The 18,473-nt window shown below is 70.0% G+C and carries 12 protein-coding genes and 4 pseudogenes; 6 read left to right on the top strand and 10 right to left on the bottom strand.

Features of this window, described 5'->3' with window-relative positions; genetic code table 11:
- Nucleotides 1-3 precede the first annotated feature (3 nt).
- From RVR_RS14830 to RVR_RS14820, 3 genes and pseudogenes are all read right to left on the bottom strand, one after another.
- Nucleotides 4-1,479, bottom strand: a complete 1,476-nt coding sequence (locus tag RVR_RS14830) for a DNA phosphorothioation-associated putative methyltransferase (RefSeq protein WP_237404750.1) — start codon at nucleotides 1,477-1,479, stop codon at nucleotides 4-6.
- A gap of 271 nt (nucleotides 1,480-1,750) precedes the next feature.
- Nucleotides 1,751-2,044: pseudogene (locus RVR_RS14825) on the bottom strand (integrase core domain-containing protein); the annotation flags it as partial.
- Between the two features lie 4 nt (nucleotides 2,045-2,048).
- A pseudogene (locus RVR_RS14820) lies at nucleotides 2,049-3,443 on the bottom strand (IS30 family transposase).
- A 38-nt stretch (nucleotides 3,444-3,481) separates the two neighbouring features.
- Between RVR_RS14820 and RVR_RS37570 the strand changes: the two are divergent.
- A pseudogene (locus RVR_RS37570) lies at nucleotides 3,482-3,730 on the top strand (RNaseH domain-containing protein); the annotation flags it as partial.
- A 137-nt stretch (nucleotides 3,731-3,867) separates the two neighbouring features.
- Nucleotides 3,868-4,014, top strand: a complete 147-nt coding sequence (locus RVR_RS37565; protein WP_237404749.1) for a hypothetical protein — start codon at nucleotides 3,868-3,870, stop codon at nucleotides 4,012-4,014.
- A 261-nt stretch (nucleotides 4,015-4,275) separates the two neighbouring features.
- On the opposite strand, the gene RVR_RS14810 is transcribed toward RVR_RS37565, so the two are convergent.
- The 5 genes and pseudogenes from RVR_RS14810 to RVR_RS14790 form a co-directional block, all read right to left on the bottom strand.
- Nucleotides 4,276-5,493: a DUF6907 domain-containing protein gene (locus RVR_RS14810; protein ID WP_202234303.1), complete on the bottom strand. Its 1,218-nt coding sequence runs from the start codon at nucleotides 5,491-5,493 to the stop codon at nucleotides 4,276-4,278.
- Between the two features lie 810 nt (nucleotides 5,494-6,303).
- Complete coding sequence (locus RVR_RS14805) at nucleotides 6,304-7,146, bottom strand: S1 RNA-binding domain-containing protein (protein ID WP_202234302.1); 843 nt, start codon at nucleotides 7,144-7,146, stop codon at nucleotides 6,304-6,306.
- Between the two features lie 210 nt (nucleotides 7,147-7,356).
- Entirely contained in the window at nucleotides 7,357-7,497 is a 141-nt protein-coding gene (locus RVR_RS14800; RefSeq protein ID WP_202234301.1) for a hypothetical protein, read from the bottom strand.
- A 91-nt stretch (nucleotides 7,498-7,588) separates the two neighbouring features.
- Nucleotides 7,589-8,006 (bottom strand): annotated as a pseudogene (locus RVR_RS14795) (SDR family oxidoreductase); the annotation flags it as partial.
- A gap of 12 nt (nucleotides 8,007-8,018) precedes the next feature.
- A complete protein-coding gene (locus RVR_RS14790) occupies nucleotides 8,019-8,987 on the bottom strand; it encodes an alpha/beta hydrolase family protein (RefSeq protein WP_202234300.1) in 969 nt (322 codons plus the stop codon).
- A gap of 101 nt (nucleotides 8,988-9,088) precedes the next feature.
- Here RVR_RS14790 and RVR_RS14785 point away from each other — a divergent pair, with 101 nt between their 5' ends.
- From RVR_RS14785 to RVR_RS14775, 3 genes are all read left to right on the top strand, one after another.
- Entirely contained in the window at nucleotides 9,089-9,931 is an 843-nt protein-coding gene (locus RVR_RS14785) for a helix-turn-helix transcriptional regulator (RefSeq protein ID WP_202234299.1), read from the top strand.
- 127 nt (nucleotides 9,932-10,058) lie between these two features.
- Nucleotides 10,059-10,523: a MarR family winged helix-turn-helix transcriptional regulator gene (locus RVR_RS14780; RefSeq protein WP_237404748.1), complete on the top strand. Its 465-nt coding sequence runs from the start codon at nucleotides 10,059-10,061 to the stop codon at nucleotides 10,521-10,523.
- The gene (locus RVR_RS14775) at nucleotides 10,520-11,335 is read left to right on the top strand and encodes an NAD-dependent epimerase/dehydratase family protein (RefSeq protein WP_202234298.1); all 816 of its coding nucleotides are present in this window, start codon (nucleotides 10,520-10,522) and stop codon (nucleotides 11,333-11,335) included. The genes RVR_RS14780 and RVR_RS14775 overlap by 4 nt, the downstream gene beginning before the upstream one ends.
- Nucleotides 11,336-11,478: 143 nt before the next feature.
- Here the strand turns inward: RVR_RS14775 and RVR_RS39140 are convergent, their stop codons facing one another.
- Nucleotides 11,479-11,619: a nuclear transport factor 2 family protein gene (locus RVR_RS39140; RefSeq protein WP_202238665.1), complete on the bottom strand. Its 141-nt coding sequence runs from the start codon at nucleotides 11,617-11,619 to the stop codon at nucleotides 11,479-11,481.
- A 166-nt stretch (nucleotides 11,620-11,785) separates the two neighbouring features.
- Here RVR_RS39140 and RVR_RS14765 point away from each other — a divergent pair, with 166 nt between their 5' ends.
- Nucleotides 11,786-13,720 (top strand): BTAD domain-containing putative transcriptional regulator, encoded by a 1,935-nt coding sequence (locus RVR_RS14765; protein WP_202234297.1) that lies wholly within the window; start codon nucleotides 11,786-11,788, stop codon nucleotides 13,718-13,720.
- A gap of 185 nt (nucleotides 13,721-13,905) precedes the next feature.
- On the opposite strand, the gene RVR_RS14760 is transcribed toward RVR_RS14765, so the two are convergent.
- Complete coding sequence (locus RVR_RS14760; RefSeq protein WP_202234296.1) at nucleotides 13,906-18,024, bottom strand: Ig domain-containing protein; 4,119 nt, start codon at nucleotides 18,022-18,024, stop codon at nucleotides 13,906-13,908.
- Nucleotides 18,025-18,473 lie beyond the last annotated feature (449 nt).

Below are 18,473 nucleotides of genomic sequence, written 5' to 3'. Positions count from 1 at the left end.
TGCTCAGTCGTTGGGGTGCCGGACCAGCCGGTGTCCCCGAAGCATGCGACCGCACCTGATCAGTTCGGCCTTCCAGCCATTTTCGGTGCCGATCAGGTGCGGATTCTCGTAGAGGCCGGCGCGTAGCTCGGACTCGGTCAGACGACGGTATCGCGGCACGTCCGGGTCGTCGGGCGCCAGGAACTCGTGCTTGCGGTGGAGCAGAGGACGGTTGGCGGAGTTCGCGTAGGACATGTGCGAGGTCTCGAGGGTCTTGAGATCTACGAGGTACGAGGACGTGATCCTCGGGTGTGGGTCCTTGTCGAATTCTGGGTAGTCGAGCCAGCTGGTGGCTCGCCCCTGGTGCTTCAGTTTGGCGATGGTCCATTCCTGAGGGCGGCCGGCGGCGATGGAGGCGCAGTGCTCGTACAGGCGCAGGACTGTCGGCATCCGGTCGATCGCCCGGCGGTGCACGTACAGCGCGGTCGGGGTGATCTTGCCGACGCTGGATGCGTTCATGGCGCCCCGGATATAGGTGTCGTCCCGGAGCTTGAGGAGCAGACGGTCGGAGCGTCTGCAGGCTTCCTTGTACGAGGTGAAGAACGAACGGACGTCGAGCTGGACGCCCAGGGGAAGGCTGCTGAACGGACCTCGACCGTTGAAGAGCTCAACGGCGAGGAACAGCAGTGTGTTCAGCGTCGTGCGCTTGGCGCCCTCGGAGACCTTCTCGGGGTCGGCGGAGTCGCGTATGAGGCGCTTGAGTTCGCCGGGTTTCAGATGGGCGAGCTGTTCGGCCATCGGCCGGGGCATCTCGTCGACACGGGGCGGGCGGCCACGCCGTTCGACGTAGTCGACCAGCGAGGCAAGAGCGGAAGTGGTATCGGCTGAAGCGAGCCACGCGGCGTCGGGGACGATGCGGTGTGCGAGGTAGCCCAGTCGGGCTGAGTCGTCCTTGAAGGCGTACACAATGCCGGGGGCCGCTGATATGCAGCGTGTGCCTGTGACCTCCTCGACGTAGATCCGGAGCTCGTCCGGGCTGAAGAGGTGCTGAAACGTCTGCCGGCTGGTGAGGAGGCCGTCGCCGTACTCGTGGCCGCGGACTTTGGACCGCTCCCAGCTGAGGCGAGCCGAGACGATGAGTACGGAGGTGGCGAGCCTCCATGCCTCCTTGAGCGTCTGCTGACGCTCGACGGGATCCTCGATGATGTTCAGGACGTAGGTAAGGAGGACGACGTCCGAGGGGGCCACTGGCGCGCTTGAGCTGTAGTAGGGGTCCCAACCGGTGATCTTGCAATCGAGGCACTGGAGAGAGGCGACGTCGCCGCCTCGGCCGCAGCCGTAGTCGAGGATCGTGCGGTCCGCGGTGAGCTGGCGGTCGGCCAGAGCCTGCCGCGCCGGCACGGAGAGGTTGGAGCGACCGATCGCGGTGCGGCGGCGGTCGCTGTTCCATGGCTGCTGCATGTCGGTCTCGTCAGTCGAGGAAGGGTCGGAGCGCAGCATAGGCAGGGTGAAGAGGTTTCCGGAAGCTGAGGTTTCCAGCGCGTACCCTCAGCGCAACCGGTGAACTTGCCTGGCTGGCAGGCAAGACGGTAGGTATAGAAGCCGTCACTCCGATGACACTCGCGCTCGTCTAGGACCTGCGGCTCGGCGGCTGGCGCGACCAGCATCTGGGTCTGGTGCACGATCGGGTGACATCTGAACTGGCTTGCCCTGTGGGGCGGGTGGGAAGGATGTCGCTGGGGTCTGGTGCAGGTTCGGGTGACAGGTTTGGTCACGCGGCCTGGAGGGCCGGTGTGGTCGTGACGGTCTCGTATTCGATGGGGGTCAGCCGACCGAGCGAGGCTTGCCTGCGGCGGCGGTGGTAGGTCCGCTCGATCCAGGTCACGATTGTGATCCGCAGTTCTTGGCGGGTGGCACAGTGCCGGCGGTCGAGGACGTTTTTCTGCAGCAGGCTGAAGAAGGACTCCATGGCCGCGTTGTCGTCTGCCGCCCCGACCCTTCCTATCGAACCGGTCATCTCGTGCCGGTCGAGCGCCCGAACGAATTTCCGGGACCGAAATTGGCTGGACTCAACCGGTCGTTGCAACACCGGCTTCTTGGAGCAAGAGTAGCTGCTCGTTGAACGCCTCGGCCGGTGTCCTCCAACTAAGTGTCTTGCGCGGTCTGGTGTTCAGCGCGTGAGCAACGGCTTCGATTTCTTCGGCAGACCAGCGTGAGAGATCGGTGCCCTTCGGGAAGTACTGGCGCAGGAGCCCGTTGGTGTTCTCGTTCGTTCCTCGCTGCCAAGGGCTGTGCGGATCGGCGAAGAAGACCGGGATGCCGGTCTCGACTTTGAACTGCGTGTGCGCGGACATTTCCTTGCCGCGGTCCCATGTCAGCGACCGCGTCAGCCGCTCGGGGAGGATCGACATCGTGTTGGCGAGTGATTTCTTCATGGAGATCGCCCCGTAGCCAGCGAGTGCGGGGCCGTTCTTCGTTCGAGGGATCGTGCCGTATCCCTCTTCGCGGGGCAGATGAACCAGCATGGTGAACCGGGTCGACCGCTCGACAACGGTGCCGATCGCGGAACGCTCCAGCCCGGATGATCAAATCCCCTTCCCAGTGGCCGGGAACAGCGCGCTCCTCGGCCTCGGCGGGCCTCTCGCTGATCAACGCTTCTGGTGTGACGTGCGCCCAGGTCTTCCGCCGTGAACGCGCCCGCGGCGCACGCAGAGCGCGGCCGGTCCGAAGACACAGGATGAGCTCGCGTTTCAGCGCCCCGCGGCCCTGGATGTAGAGGGCCTGGTAGATCGCCTCGTGACTGATGCGCATGGATTCATCATCCGGGAATCGAGCCTGATCCGGTTTGCGATCTGCTCTGGACTCCATGCCTGAACCCATGCACGATCCTTGCGATGCGGCTTGTTCCGCCCTGTCCACGAGCCCGTCATCGGTCCCGTGATCGGAGTGCCGCCCGAGGTGGCGATCTGGCCGGACAGCCTCTCCTGGACGTAGGCGTGCAACCCCGGTTTAGCAACCAACTTCGCTGTCTTCGGACGCCGGGCCGCCATATCTGCCTTCCACTGCGCCACCGACGCCCGGTAGTCGAGCTTCCCACTTCTTGTGGCGGCGTTGCGTCGCAGCTCGCGGGAGATCGTGCCTGGATGACGACCGACGTCCCGAGCGATCTCGCGCACTCCCTTGCCCTGGGCCCTGAGCAACGCGATCTCCTCTCGCTCGGAAAACGACAGGTACCTGCCTGAGGGCGGCTTCGAATCGAACGGTCGCATGCCACCACACTGGCGGTACCAGCGCGTCGCGACCGCCGGCGCCACACCGACGACGACGGCGGCCTCCTCAGGTAGAAGGCCCTTGGCGATCTCTGTCCAGAACGCCGCTTCCACGTGACGCTGGTACTTCGGATGCCCCGGGGATCTCAACTTCGGCCGCACCGCCCGATCGGCTGCCTGCTGACGACGAACCATCCAACACCTCCCTGGTCACGAGGTGTTGCGGCGACCAGTTGAATCCGCCGGGTGTCAACGCTGGGACAGGACACAACGGCATCGCCGCACACCTGTGGGTCCCGCAGGAGGATCCCGGCGGCCGGGTTTTCTACAGCACGACACCGAAACCTGTCCAGTTCCGCACCTCCGCTGTCCAGGCAGACAAGTTGGCTCCACGCCCGATCACTCTCGGGAAGCGGAAGGGGGAGCCCACACTCAACACCGGCGTGCCCGGTTGGATGCCCGGCCTGATCGAGCTGGCGGTCCTGGGTTGCCACCCCGAGGATGGCGACGATCCCCAGAGCCTTGCCCTGGTCGCCCACCTGCATCGCCAGCCCCGGACTATCCGGAGGCGCTCGCCCGCCCGCTTGCGCTCCATCTCACGGGGCTCGCACAGGAGTACGTGCTGCCGACCCGTGCCGAGGAGGACGAGGCCACCGGCCCGGCGGCGCAGACTGCACTCGACCCGCTCGACTCGCCTGATCTACCCGACCTGCTCGACGCCGCCGCGGAGGCCGATTCGTCGGTACCGTTGCCCTACGGCGGCTGAAGGCGCCGGACCGGCGTCGCGGCGCTGGCGCGGCCCACGGCGCCCGAGGTGGGGTCGTTCTGACGCTCGGGCCGATGTCCCGGCGGTAGGTGCCGGCTGGGTGGCACCTGGGGCACCAGGCCAGCTCGGAGATGGTGACGTCGCCGTGGTCGGATGTGGCGATGGTGACGGTGGACCCCGGTCATCGCTGGCCCACGCACAGGATGTGTTCGGCGGCGGGACGGTCGGGCGCTGGCCCTGGCCGTCAGCTGCTGCTGCCGGTCACGCCGTCAGCTTGGCGTTCGCGGCCCAATCTGCGCGAGCGTCGGCGAGCTGCTGCGCGACCTGGTCGAGGCGCTTGGCTTGCACGCGCAGCTTGGCCGCGACGTCCGCGACGCCCTGCGGGTCCAAGTCCTCCATGACGCAGTCCTCGACGACCACGATGGTCGCGGTTGGGACACGGTGGGCGGGGGCGGGGGAATGCGGGGTGCACGTGATCGTCGCGCGGAGCACGTTCTCCTCGTAGATTTCGCGGCCCCCTTCGATGCCGAACGGAGTGTTGATCACCATCGGCTGGCCGGGGAAGGCTTGGTAGTGAGTCACATCGGCGAGGCGAAACTGGAGATTGTTGTCAGGCAGATCGGTCTTGCTCGGGTCGTCCTCGGCCCATGCTGGGAGATGGCCCCTCACGGTCGCCCCGCTCTCGGTGGTGATGGACCAGGTGCGTGCCTGGGGCGCGGCCTGCTCCTGGGCGTTGAACGCGCCGCGCAGGTATTCCAGCGCTTCGGCCGGGGCCGCGCCGACCGGGGTTACCAGGAAGCGGCGGCCGTCGCGCTCGCGGAAGTAGAGCGGCTCGGTCAGCAAGTCACCGTTCGGGCCGTTGGCAGAGATGTGGGTGATGTCGTGCTCTGCGAGGAAGTCGGTGAGCGCTTGGCGGTCGCCAACCGACTTGCGGGTCCGCTGGCGGGTGATCGCGAAGACGATGTCTTCTACGGTCGCGGCGGGGGCGTCGGCCTCGCCGACCAGTTCCTTGACGTAGTTGACGAAGGCGCTGACCTTTGGGTCGCTGTCGGTATCGAGACAGCGGTCGAGGCGGTCGAGGACCTGCGCGGCCGAGGGGGCGACCGGGCGGCCGTCGGCGATATCGGCCAACGCCAGCAGGCCAGGCAATGCAGCACGGATCCGGGTGACCTCGGCGCGCAGTTCATCGGCCGAGAGGTCGGTCTCGCAGTAGCCGATGAACGGGGCGAGGCCGGGGCTGCCGTCGCGGCCATCCTCGGCCATGACGTGGGCGTCCAGAACGGTCCCACCGCCTGGCTGCTCGATTGTGACGTCACGGGAGAGGTGCATCTCGTGATCGCCGGTGACGATGCACCACGCCCAGACTAGGCAGGTTGGAGCGGGCGGAACGAGAGCGAGGGCGCGGTCGTGCCTGACAACCTCGGCCGTGCTGGGATCGACGTCGAACGGTGACGGGGCGGGGAGGGTAGTAGCGTTCACGATCACTCCGGCGGGTTCAGGTTCTGGCCGAGCCTCGGAGCCAGTCGTTGGGAAGACCGGTTCAAGGCTGCTTGCCTGCTTGTCTAGTGGCCTTGCCGGAGCGGGTGGGTATGCCCTTCCCCGTTCGTGTGGATGCCGTTCAAGATTGATTACTGCTGAGTAATCTGGGCGTAGGATGCGCGCTTTCAAAGATGGTGCGCGTCGTGGTGACGGTTTGTGCCGAGGCGCTGCACTGACGCCACCCAGTTGCGCTCGATGCCGGGGCTCTTCGCCTGGCCTCGCCGTGCGATCAAGACAAGAAGGCCCTGGTCGCACAGGATGCATTGCCTACATGCTCGGCCGACGAGAGGCCCGGTCAGCCAGTTGCTGTGGGACCTGTTCGGCTTGAGCACTTGGCCCCTGGTGGCCCGATTTCGGCACTAAGCGGTGTCCCGGGGAAGAGGGCTTCTTTGCCGTGGCTCATGACGACAGAGGGGTCCCGCCGAGCCGTGTGGCCTTCCGGACCCGCTGGCCCGGATGCCCCGTGGCCGGTCGGCGCGGCCGTGCGGCCCGGGCAGCTTCGTAAACCGGTCAGTGCGGCGCCCTCGTTGGCCATTGTTGAGGAGCGCTATCCCCATGCCAGGGCGGCTTGCCTGGGTGACAGAGTTGGGACGGACCGGTGCACGTAGACGTTTGATCTCGACCTGGTGGTCGTGCTGCACGGAGCGCCGGTGTCGGGGTCGTGGACGTTGTGTTGGACCATGCCGGACGCCGCTTGTGGGCCGGGCATCACCGAGACGGAAGTCCATCGTGATGGCCAGGCGTTGTAGGTCACGGGCGGCCGGAGGCGGCCCGTGGCCAGGACAGTGCGACTCTCCGGCGCGGCTGATCGATGTCACTGACGACGACATTGACCTCGTCGCCGACCTGGACCGGGCCGTCTGGTGAGTGCGGTGGCGCGCCGTCGGGGGCCTCGCGCTGGTGGACCAGTCCCTCGATCCCGTGGCCCACCTCCACGAAGATGCCGAACGGGACGAGCCTGGTGACCCTTCCCCGGAGTCCTTGGCCTACGGCGGTGGCCTCGGCGAACGCCATGAGGGGGTCGGGCTGCATGGCCTTGAGGGAGAGACGGGCTTCGCCGTTCCAGGTGTCGAACTGGAGGAACTCGCAGGCGACATGCCGGCCGACTTGGACGACGTCCGTCGCCGTGTCGAAGTGCGCCCAGGACAACTCCGCGTATGAGATGAAGCCGACGCCGGGGAAGACCGGGTGATCGGGGCCCTCGTCGAGCGCCACGAACACGCCGAACTGCTCGATCGAAGCGATGGTTCCCGTCAAGGTCTCACCCCGCCGCCGTCCCTTCAAGAAGGCCCAGAGTTCGGGGTTCTCGGTGGCCGTCATCGCCAGTCGCGCGCGGCAGGCATCCAGGTCGATGTCGATCACTTCGGCGGTGATCCGCTGCCCGGCCTCCGGGGGTGCGACTGCCGACGACCGTCCCCAGGACCGGTCGGAGGAGAAGACCCTGCCGAGCGCGCGAGCGGGGAATCCGTCGAGGATCACGGACACCTCGTGCCGTCGCGTGAAGTCGCTCACCGTCCCGCTGCAGATGTCCCCGACTGCGAGCGTTGAGAGGAACTCCCTTGCCGCCGCCTCATCGTCCGCGGATCCGTTCATGGCGATCAGCTTCCCATGGCTGCTGCGCGTTCGGCAGATGCCAGGGCGTGCTGGTGAACGCAGGCGCAGAGCCTCCCAAATGCGTGAGCGGACGTGTCGGCATCCGGCATTCACCGCCGGACGCCGTGGCAACGGGAAACTCGCTGACCTGCGGGTTTCGGAAGTCCCGTCACCCGCCACCACTCACCAGCACGCCCCAAGCGGCCCTCGTCATGCGTAGGTCTCGGGTTCGAATCCCGAAGGCGGCTCCACGAAACCCCAGGTCAGATACTCGCTGACCTGGGGTTTCTGCTTGCCGGACGGCTCCTTGCCGTCCCGCTGGGTTCGACGTGCCTCGATCGAGTGCGTCACGAACCGCCGCCGCCCTGACGTCGCGTCAGTCCACTGGGCTCGGAGAGAGCCTCCTGAGCAGGGCATATGGAGAAGTGCAACTGGAGTACCAGGCTGCGGCGCCGCCGTCGACGACGAGGTCGCTGCCGACCACGGAGGCGGCGTCCGGCGAGGCCCGATACAGCACCGCTGCTGCGATTTCGGCGGTCGATGAGACACTCCCGACACTCCCGACCCGCCCCGGCGGCGAGACTCCTCTCATCCGGTCGGCGCGCGCGGCGTCGGTCTCACCTGGGCGCAGTGTCATGGGTGTGGCGGACGGACCGGGGGCTTACAGCGTTGATGCGGATGCCCTCGGCGATGTGGTCCAGAGCGGCGGCCCGGGTCAACGCGGAGACGGCCGCTTCGGTGGCGATGTGGCCTGCCAAGCCCGGAGTGCGGCGGTGGGCGCCAAGGTTGTTGGCGAGGTTGGCGGCGATGTTGACGATCGCGCCGCCGGTGGGCCGGTTGCGCATCCGGGCGACTTCGGCGGTGCCGGCGGGCTACTTGGTCTGCACGTGTCCGAGCGCATTCACCTTCTCCCGCAGGGCTGCGCGGTTGTGCTCCCAGGCCGGGTCGTCCGCGTCGAACGCCGACCGCAGGTAGGCCCAGGTCAGGCGCTGGGTGACGGCAAGGCGGTCGGGGTCTGCGTCGTCGGTGCTCGACGCGTCGTAGCCGACGACCCCGCCGAGGGAGTGCCTGCCGTCCACGAGGGTGAGCAGGGCGTCGGCGCCCGGGCTGCGGTGGTAGGGCTCCGCGTGCCAGTCGGCGCCCCCGGTGAACATGTCGGGGTTGACGTCCGCGTCGCCGTAGACCACCAGGGTGCGTGTGGTCAGGTGCGAGAAGTCGACGGCGAACTCGGGGAACCGCGCACGGATGCCCGCGGTCAGCCGTTCCCCGCCGCCGGTCGGGGCCAGCAGGACGCCCGCCGTGATCCGCGGGTCGCGCAGGTCGGCCGGCTCACCGCCGTCCGGGTCGGGCACCCGGGCGCCGAGCAGGACGGCGGCGGTGTGGGCGCCGCCGGAGTGACCGACGACCGCGACTCGCGCAGGGTCGAGCCGCCCGGCCACGGCCGGCGCCTGGGCCTCGATCAGGAGCAGGTTGTCCAGGATCAGCGTGAAGTCCTCGACGCGGGAACGCCAGAACACGGGGTGGCCGGCGGAGGTGGGGTCGAGACCGAACCCGCCGAGCCTGGAGCTGAGGTGGGTGGGCTGGATGACGGCGAACCCGTGGGCGGCGTAGAAGTCGGTCAGCGGGGAGAGGCCGTCCTTGGACGGCAGGTAGAGCATGTCGCCGCCGCCGTGGGAGAGCAGGACGACCGGCAGGTTCCGTCCGCTCACCGGCGCGGTGACACGCAGTTCCAGCGACAGACCGCGGTCGGGGGCGGGCAGCGTCACCGGGTTGACCGTCACAGTGGGGACGGCGTCGGTGACGGGAAGGTGACGGGCCGGGCCCAGCAGGTTGTTGATCATGTGGGCAAGCGTGTCACCGCAAGCGGAGCCAGGGCAGGCTCGGAGTATCCGGGACCCATCTGGTCCTGGATACCGGTGGGCCCCGGTCGCAGACTGGAGTGATGACTGACCGTATCGCGCTGGGCGATTTCCTGCGCCGCCGGCGGGAGAGACTGCAGCCAGCCGACGTCGGCCTGCCCGGAGGCTCCCGCCGCCGCACCCGCGGGCTGCGCCGGGAGGAGGTGGCCGTCCTCGCGGGCGTGTCGAGCGACTTCTACGCGCGCCTGGAACAGGCTCGCGGCTCCCACCCGTCCGAGCCGGTCGTCATCGCCCTGGCCCGCGCGCTGCGCTGCGATCCCGACCAGCGCGACCACCTCTTCCGACTGGCCGGCTTCCCCGTCCCGGCGCGGCGGCCCCACCACCGGGTGGATCCTGTACTGCTTCAGCTCACCGAACACCTCGACAGCCTCCCGGTCCTCATCTGCAACGACCTGGGCGACGTGTTGTGGTCGAACTCCCTGGACGACCTGCTGCTGGGCCGCGACGAGCGGCGTCCCGGCCGGGGCGGCAACGTCCACTGGAACTGGTTCACCGACGCCCCGTCCCGCCAGCACATCCCGCAGGAGCAACAGGCGCGTCTGTCGGAGGCGCACGTCAGCGACCTCCGCGCCACGTACTCCCGGCGGCCCGCGGACCCGGCAGTCGGCCAACTCGTCGACGAACTCGCCGCCCAGTCGGAGGAGTTCGGACGATTGTGGGAACGGCACGACGTCGCGGTCCGCAGCGCCGACATCAAGGAGATCAGACATCCGTCCGTGGGACTCGTCCAGCTCCGGTGCCAGGTTCTCCACCCGCCGCAGTCCGACCTCAGAATCCGGGTCCTGCTCCCGCTCGACGGCACGAACGCAGCCGAGAAACTGCGCCTCCTGCAGGTGATCGGGGCCCAGAAGTTCCCGACCGACTGAAGCGGCAGCCCGGACACCACACCAGTGGTGTCCGTCACGGCGGAACGTGTCCCGGGCGGCTCCTGGCACGAACGCCATCGGCTTCGTCCGTTTGACATATTGCTAGCCACCTAACATTATTTGTTAGGTGGCTAGCAAAGACGTGCGCGAGCAGCATGAATCCGCAGGCGCGTGGGCGAAGCGGTACTACCAGACCAGCCAAGCGGTTCTGGAGTCGATCCTGCGCCCCCACGGACTCGGGCCGACCCAGTGGTACGTGCTCTACCAGCTTGCTCACGACGGTCCGACCAGGCAGCGCGACCTCGTACGCGCGCTCCGTATAGAGCGCGCCACGATGACCGGCGTCGTCGCCGCCCTGGTCCGCAAAGGACTCGTGGAACAGACACCCGACCCCGGCGACCTGCGACAGAAGACGCTGCGCCTCACCGAAGCGGGCGGCGAACTGTGGACACGGCTGCCCGACCCCATCGCCCGCATCCTCGCGGTCGCCTTCGACGGCGTGAGCGAGGAGGAGCAGGCGCAGGTCGTCCGCATCCTGCGCGGGGCCACTGAACGACTCGCACACCACCTGAAGGAAGAGACAGCCCCATGACGATCCTCGTCACCGGTGCCACCGGACTGGTCGGCACCCGCCTCCTGCCCCGCCTCGTGGACGCCGGCGTCGACTGCCGCGCCCTCGTCCGCCCCGGCAGGTCCGCCCCCGCAGGCGTCACGCCTGTCGAGGGTGACATCCTCGACCCCGGCTCGCTCGATGGCGCGCTCGACGGCGTCACCGACGTCGTGCACCTGGCCGCTCTGTTCCGCACCCAGGACACGGACGCCATCCACCGCACCAACGTCGAGGGCACGCGCAACCTCATCGCAGCGACCAGGGCCCAGGCACCGCAGGCACGCTTCACCATGGCCAGTACCGGCCTCGTCTACGGATCCGGCCTGGACCGGCCCGCCCGCGAGGACGACCCCACCACCGCCGACCTCCCCTATCCGGCCAGCAAGATCCAGGCCGAGGCCGACCTCAAGGCCAGTGGCCTCAACTGGAGCATCCTGCGTTTCGGCTTCGTCTACGGCGACAAGGACGGCCACCTCGAATCCGCCCCCGCCCTCATGGGCAACTGGAAGTGGCACCCCGCCCAGACCCTCGACCTCATCCACCACCGTGACATCGCCACCGCCGTCAGGCTCGCCCTCACCGGCGCGCTCGACGGACACACCGTCAACGTCGTGGACGAGTCCCCCACCACCATCTACGAGATCGCTCGGATCGTCGGCGCCCCCTACGAACCCTCCGCCGAACCACTCGACGATCCCTGGACGGGCCGCGCCGACGGCACCCTCCTGCGCACCCTCGGCTTCACCGCCACCGTCCCCACCGTCCACCAGGCTCAGCGCGACGGCCTGCTGTAGGGAACCCCGGTCGGTAAGCGGCCGGGGTTCTGACGTATCGGCACCAGACCTTCCGACGGCTTGGTGACGGATCGTCAGTCGTGTGCCGGGAGCTCCCGACGACAGGGGGAGTGGTGGGGGTCGGCTCCCCTGTCGCGGAGTCCTCAGTCGGTGGTGCGTCGCTTGAGGGTGTTGCCCAAGACGCGCGCGTTTCCCTGCGTCCACGGGACGGTGACCTTGCGTCGTGTGATGCGCCATCCGTCGGCCGTGCGGGTGAGCCGGTCGTCGTAGCGGCCTCCGATCAGGAACTGCCCCCCAACCCTCGGTGCCGGTGCGGACGTGGTCCGCCATCATCGTCATTCCCTGTCATAGTGACGGAATTACGCTGATGACGACGGGTTCAGGGGCAACGCGATGGATCTACGGATTGACTTGCTCGGTGGCTTTCGGGTCACCGTCGGAGGCCGTGTCGTGCCGCCGGAGGCGTGGTCCCTGCGCAAGCCGGCGGCGCTGGTCAAGTTACTTGCCCTGGCGCCCGGCCACCGCCTGCGCAGGGACCAGGTGATGGACGCGCTGTGGCCCGATCTCGACCCGCGGGCGGCCGGCGCGAACCTGCGCAAGGCCCTGCACGCGGCACGCCGGAGCCTGGGCGCCGAGAGCGGCGCCCAACTGATCGTCTCGGCCGGCGACCTGCTGTGCCTGCCCTCCGACGGCCTCGGGGTCGATGTCGCCGACTACTGGTCGCTTGTGGCGTCGGCCCGCAGGAACCGGGAGGTCAGGACGTATGTCGCCGCTATCGAGACCTACCGGGACGGTCTGCTTCCCGAGGACGTCTACGAGGACTGGGCGGTCGCGCCGCGCGACGAACTCCGGCTCGACCGGTCGGCCGCGCTGGAGGAACTGGCCGGGCTGCTGGAGGCACGCGGTGACCTCAACGGTGCCGCGCGCACGGTCCAGCGGCTGGTCGCGGAGGAGCCCCTGCGGGAGGACGCCCACGCCTGGCTGATGCGTCTGTACGCCTTGGCGGGCCGCCGTGACGAGGCGCGGCGGCAGTACGCGCGGTTGTGCGAGCTCCTCCACGCGGAACTCGGCACCGAACCGCGTCCGGAGACGCAGCGCCAGTTCGCGGAGATCAACGCGGGGCAGATATCCGAGCCCGACCTCACGGCCGACCTGTGGGAACGCGTCGGCGACCTTCGCGTCCAGTCGGGCGATCACGTCGGGGCCGTCGAAGCGTTCGAACGGGCCCTCGCGGTCTGCTCCGAACCCGCGGCGAACGGCCGCATCCACCGGAAGTGCGCGAGCGCGTGGCTGCTGCGGCACCTGCCCGACGGGGCGGAGCCGCATCTCGCGGCCGCCGAGGAACTCGCACCGGTCCCGGCCGAGTTCGGCCGGCTGGTCTGCCTGCGGGCGAACCTGGCCTGGGAGCGCGGCGACATCGCCGCGGCACGCCGCCTCGCCGAGCAGGCCCACGACCTGGCCCGCACCGACGGCGACGCGGACGACGTCGCCATGGCGTTGGAGACGCTCGCGTTCATCTCGCACGTCCAGGGCGGCTGGCGGCAGGGGTTGCAGGTCCAGATGGAGGGGCTTGCCCATCCGGCCCAGGGGGTCCGCATCGCCCGGCTCTGCGACTTCAACCACTGTCTCGGGCAGTACCAGCTCTACGGAGACGGGTTCGCCGACGACGTCGAGGAGTACGCCCGCCGGACCCTGGCCGTCGCCGAGCGCGCCGACGCCGTGCCGGCGCAGGCGTTCGCCTGGTGCATGCTGGGCGAGTCGCTGCTGCTGCGGGCCCGGTGGGAGGAGGCGGCGGCGTGTCTGGAACGCAGCTGCGACCTGTACGCGCCGCTGGGGAGCCGTTCGGTCGCCCTGCCGTGGATCCGCCGGGCCGAACTCGCGGCCTGCGAAGGCGATCACGACGGCGCCGCGTCCTACCTGAAGCGTGCGACCGCGATAGCGACGGTCACTCCGATGGCACGCCACGCATGGGCCCGGCTGCACGGGACCGCCGCGCTGGCGGCCCTGGAGCGGGGCGAACCGGAAGGGGCGATCCGCGCGGTCCGGGCCACTCAGGCCGCGGCCGCCCGCCACGGCGCCTGCCTGACCTGTAGCGCCCTGCTCAACCCGGTCGGCGCGCAGGTGCTCGCCCAGGTCGGCGACCGGGAGGGCGCGCACGCCCTCGCCTCGGCGGCCGCCCAACTGGCCGACTCCTTCGAGAGTTCGGCCTGGAGCGCGATGGCCGAGTCGACGGCGGCAAGCGCCGCCCTCGCCGACGGCGACCGGCTCCTCGCCCGCGAGCGCTTCCAGTCGGCGGCGGCCCTTTACCGGAAGGCGGGCCACACGTTCTGGGAGACGCGGACACTGGCGCAGATGGACGCGGCAGGCGCCCCGAGCGGGTCGTAGCGGGGGGTGCCCGCGAGGCCGTCCGCGAGGCCGCCCTTGCGAGGGCGCCCGCGCGGTCGTCCGGGAAGTCCCCCGCGGTAGCGCCGCGATGTCGCCCGCGAAGCCCCCGCGAGGGCACCCGCGGTAGCGCCGCGACGCCCGGCTCGCCCGCGACCCGGCGGGCGAGCCGAGGCCGTGCCGCGCGTTCAGCCGACGGTCAGGGTGAGCGCCGTCGGGGAGGCGTACTGGGGCGGCTTGAAGGAGTTCGAGACGGTGACGGTGAAGGTGTACCGGCCCGCCTTCGTCGGCGTCCCGGAGATGACGCCGGACGGCGCGAGACTCAGGCCCGCGGGCAGCGACCCGCTGTCCACGGTCCACCCCCGCAGCGGCTCGTTGAAGGGGTCGCCGCCTCCCTCGGCCACGAGGGTGGCGGTGTAGGGCGCTCCCACCGAGCCGGGCAGCAGGTGCGGCTGCTGCGACGGCACGACCACCTCGGACCTGGCCGCGGCGGCCAGCAGCATGCTGGACGACGTCGCCTGGGCCAGACCGTCGACCACGGCGACGATCCCCGCGCGCACCTGGGCCCCGGGCTGTTTCGGCGTGGCCCGGTAGCGGAGCATCTGCGCCATCCCGGGTACCCCGGCCAGGGCGATCTGGGTCGTCGCGTAGGGGTCGACGTCCCCGTCGGCGGGGATCGCGAGGAACACGACGAGCGCCGAGGCCGCGCATGCCGTGATGGGGCCCAGGGTGACGTCGGCGATGTTCTTGAGGATCGGGGTGTCGCCGTAGCCCGCCAACTGGGCACCCACGGTGGCCAGGCACGCCAGCGCGTAGGTGGTCGCGACGCCGAAGGCGGCGGAGGCCCTGCCGCCCCCTTCCTCCCAGTCGATGCCCATGACCGGCGGGCAGGAGCCGAGCACGCCGAAGAGGGTCGCGGTGCAGAGGCTGGAGCCCGCCGCGACGCCGACCTGCAACAGATCGGGGACGGCGTCCCCGCCGAGCGGCATCAGGTCGGCGGCCACGTCGAACAGGGCACCGACCAGGCCCATGGAACCGGCCACGAGCTGAAGGTCCCTCATCGACGCGTTGAAGGCGGGGTCGTCGGCCCCGGACCCGGCCCGCGGGTCGTACTGGGGGTGCCACGGCGGCGCCGGGACGACCGGGAACCAGCCGCCGGGGAACGGCGCCCGGTCCACGCCGTTGACGAGCTTGTGGACGGTGGTGACGGCGAAGCCCGCGACCAGGCTGATCAGTCCGCCGAGGGTGATGTCCTCGACGTCCTCCTCCTCGACCCCGCCCGACGTCTGGATCCACCGGTAGAGGGTGTTCAGCGCCATGAGTCCGGGCGGTTGCGCGCCCAGCACCTCGGTCAGGTTCGTCGCGACCGCCTTGACCAGGGCCACGACCGCCTTGACGACGGCGTCCAGCATCGCGAGGACGGCGTTGATCAGCTTTTCGAGGGTGTCGATGAGCGCGGTCATCGAGGCCTTGCCGGCCAGCTCCGGGTCCGCGGCGTCGACGACCTGCGCCACGACGGCCCCCAGGTCGCCGAGCACCTCCAGCGCCGTCTCGTCGATGCGGGTCTTCCTCAGATCGCCGACGAACGCGGTGAACGCGTCGAAGATCGCCGAGTCGGCCCGCACCGGCGACGGGGCGCCGCCGGCGGCCGCCATGACCCGGGAGCCCATCGCCTGGTCGAGCAGCCACGTGGCCTGCGGGTTGCCGCGCAGGTCCTGAGGTGTGGCGGTGCTCCCGGACGCGTCGGTGATCGCGGGGACCTGGTTGCCCGCGTCTCCCAGCGGGCGCCCGGCGTAGCGGCTCCTGAGCCCGTCGAAGTACTGCTTCACCTCGGCTTCCTTGCTCTCGAACCAGGCGCCGGGCAGGCTGCCGAAGTGCTCCAGGGTCGCGCTGCCGTAGGAGAGGAGCATGCCCATCCCGGACTCCAGTGCCCGCTTGGTGTCCCAGATGTCCTTGAAGTCGAACAGCGCCTTCAGCCAGTCGACGACCCTCGAAACGGCGTCGACGACCTCCCTGATGACCGCCTCGACCGCGTGCACGGCGCTCTCGACCGTGTCGATGGCGAAGCCGACCAGTTCGACGATCTTCTCGCCGACCCAGACGAAGACCGAGGTCACGGCGTGCACGGCGACCTCGTAGACCTCGATGGCGCCGTTCTTGATGCCCTCCCAGACGTCGCCCGCCCAGTTGACGAAGTCGTCCCAGATGCCGCCGTACTCCGGCCGCGCCCGTATCCCCTCCAGGTGCGCCCGTGCCTGGTCGGGGGTGGTGAACTCGGAGTAGGCGACACCGCCGGCGCCGGCGGCCCGCGCGTGGCCCGGGGCGGACCCGACCGCGAAGCCGTGGAGGTGCGGGGCGGGTCCGGCGCCCCTGAACAGCCGCGAGGTCAGCGGCTGTCCCGAGGCGACCTTGAACACCTGCTTGGTCCCGTTGACGACGTGGTCGACCGAGCCCTCGTGCTCCGGGGCGACCAGCGGCCTGCCGTCGGCCTCGGCGGTCCGGAGGGCCTCGGCGTCGAACAGGCCCTGCCGGGACGGGAGCGTGCCGGTGCCGGCCAGGTACTCGTGCACCGCGGACGCCGGCTGGATGATCGCGCCCTTCGCCAGCCCGATCACGTCCACGTGCAAGGTGGCCGGCAGCAGGCTGTCCGCGGGCGTCGCGACGGTGATCCGGCCGAGGCTGTTCGTGGCCAGACGGGCGTGGTAGCCCGGTCCGACCAGGTAGGAGGCGCCGTCGACCTGGATCTCGACCAGCGTCTCCGCGGAGATCTGGACGGTCACCGCGGGCATCGGGGTGCCGCGCCCGTCCAGGACGGTGACCGAGCTGACGTAGTGGCTGACCAGGTGCGGGTCGCGGCTCACCGGGTCCGGGCCGTCCTGCGGCGCCAGCCGGATCTTGTCCCGTGACCAGCGGGCGGAGGTGATGTCCTGCGTGTGGATGCTGAACTGGTCCGACGGCGTCGCGACCCCCTCCCGCTTCACCAGTTGGCTGGGCAGGGAGTCGGGGAACGGGTCCAGCGCGAAGAACGCGACCTTCGGCACCAGCCCGATGCACGTGGGCACGGGTGCGGCGCCGTGCGGCGCCGTCCGCGCGGCGCCCGCGCCGCCGGCGGACTTCGGGGCGGCCGGGTCCACCGGAACCAACGGGATCGACGACGGGACGGCGGCCCGGGACCAGCCGGGCGCCCCGCCGGGTTCCCAGCTCACCTGGTGGAGCACTTTGAGCGTGTGCGTCTCGACCCCGTCGCCGTCGGTCTCCACGGCCAGGCCGTAGACGTGGACCATGCCGTCGACGTCCACCCAGGCGTCGGCCGTGCGCAGGCCCAGACCGCCCGTGTAGGTGTACTTCCCGTTCGGGGTGCCGTCGGTGTTCCACGTCACGAGGTTCCCGGAGCCGTCCAGGTACAGGCACCCGAGGTCCGGCCGCCCGTACGGCCGGTAGACCCCGACCAGTTCGGTGGCGTCCGGCGCGATGGGGACCGCCGCGCCCGCCGAGGAGCTGTGGCGGCTGAGGTTCCGCCCGCGGCGGACGTAGACGATGTTCCCGCCCACGGGCGCCGGAGGGGTGCCGCGGTCCTCCGGCGTGACGTATCCGCCGGCGAGGTCGTCGACCGCCCCCGCCGCCTGCTTCAGGGTCCCCGCGGTCCAGGTGGCGAAGCGGGACGGTCCCGTCGTGCTGGGCCGGACGACGGCCATGCGGGAGGAGCCGGCGTCGTAGCCGAAGACGACGGGCGTCCTGCCGTCGTAGTACGTGTACAGGTGGCTCAGGCCGTCGACCCCGTCGCCACCGGGGGTCGCGATGGCGGACGGTTCCGCCCGCCAGCTCCAGGACGTCACCGCGCCCTCCTGGGTGGTGTCGCCGACCAGGCGCAGCGCCCGCAGCCGGGGATAGGCGCCGGTGGCGCTGCTGTAGAGCGCCCACAGGGTGCGGTCCTGCGGGTGGACGACCACCACGACCTCGGTGGCCGTCAGCGTCTCGGCGCCGCCGCCGGTGACGTCCGCCTGCTCCCAACCGGTCGTCGAGTCCGTGCGTCCGAGGTAGGTCAGGTGCCCCTCCTGGTCGACGACCAGGGCCTCCTCCTTGCCGTCCAGGTAGGGGTTGGCGAACAGGGCGACCTTGCCGGTTCCGGTGGCGACGGACACCACGTCCGCGGACACGGCGTCCTGCATCAGCAGGCAGGAGACGGTCACGGAACCGGGGCCGTCGAGCGCGGTGCCGGCCGGCTCGGCCTGCTGGGCCTGCTCGGTGAGGACGGCCGTCCGTCCGGCGCTCCGGAGCGGTGCATGGGAGGCGCGGGTGTCGGTCATGGAGAACCGCCTTTCGACGTTTCGGGGTGAGGGTCTGGACGGATCGGTTCCGAAGTCCCGGGAGGAGCGCGGCCGTCGGCCGGGAGGAGCACGGGTCCGCCCGGTCGGCGACCGCCCCGGGACGGTGCCGCCGTCCCCGCCTCCGGACGGGGCCGAGACGTTCGGCCGCCCGGTGTGGCAGGTCGGGGACGACGTTAGGAGGCGCGCGTTCCCTGAACGTTCCCTCGCCTGGGGCCCGTTGGGCCCGGTCGGTGCGGTGCTCGTCGAGCCGGGGTGTCCTCGGCCTCCACGGGGAGTCGAGTGTGACCCAGGTCACTCCATGTAATGCTTGGCGCCAAGCCTGCTGCCGTGTCACTATTTCCGCACACCTTCCCTGCCCGAAAGCAGTCACCAGGCAGCGGATCGACCGCCGTCCGCCGGTTCCCCGCACAGGCGGGACCCGCACGCAG

The sequence above is a fragment of the Streptomyces sp. SN-593 genome (assembly GCF_016756395.1).
GTDB lineage: Bacteria > Actinomycetota > Actinomycetes > Streptomycetales > Streptomycetaceae > Actinacidiphila > Actinacidiphila reveromycinica.
Note: the sequence above shows the minus strand (reverse complement) of the source record. Positions and strands in the feature narration are given on the sequence as shown.

Excerpts from the sequence above, each read along its gene's own strand:
- RVR_RS14775 (WP_202234298.1), top strand. The coding sequence starts at position 10,520 with ATGACGATCCTCGTCACCGGTGCCACCGGACTGGTCGGCACCCGCCTC.
- RVR_RS14830 (WP_237404750.1), bottom strand. The coding sequence starts at position 1,479 with ATGCTGCGCTCCGACCCTTCCTCGACTGACGAGACCGACATGCAGCAG.
- RVR_RS14805 (WP_202234302.1), bottom strand. The coding sequence starts at position 7,146 with ATGAACGGATCCGCGGACGATGAGGCGGCGGCAAGGGAGTTCCTCTCA.
- RVR_RS14760 (WP_202234296.1), bottom strand. The coding sequence starts at position 18,024 with ATGACCGACACCCGCGCCTCCCATGCACCGCTCCGGAGCGCCGGACGG.
- RVR_RS14790 (WP_202234300.1), bottom strand. The coding sequence starts at position 8,987 with ATGATCAACAACCTGCTGGGCCCGGCCCGTCACCTTCCCGTCACCGAC.
- RVR_RS14785 (WP_202234299.1), top strand. The coding sequence starts at position 9,089 with ATGACTGACCGTATCGCGCTGGGCGATTTCCTGCGCCGCCGGCGGGAG.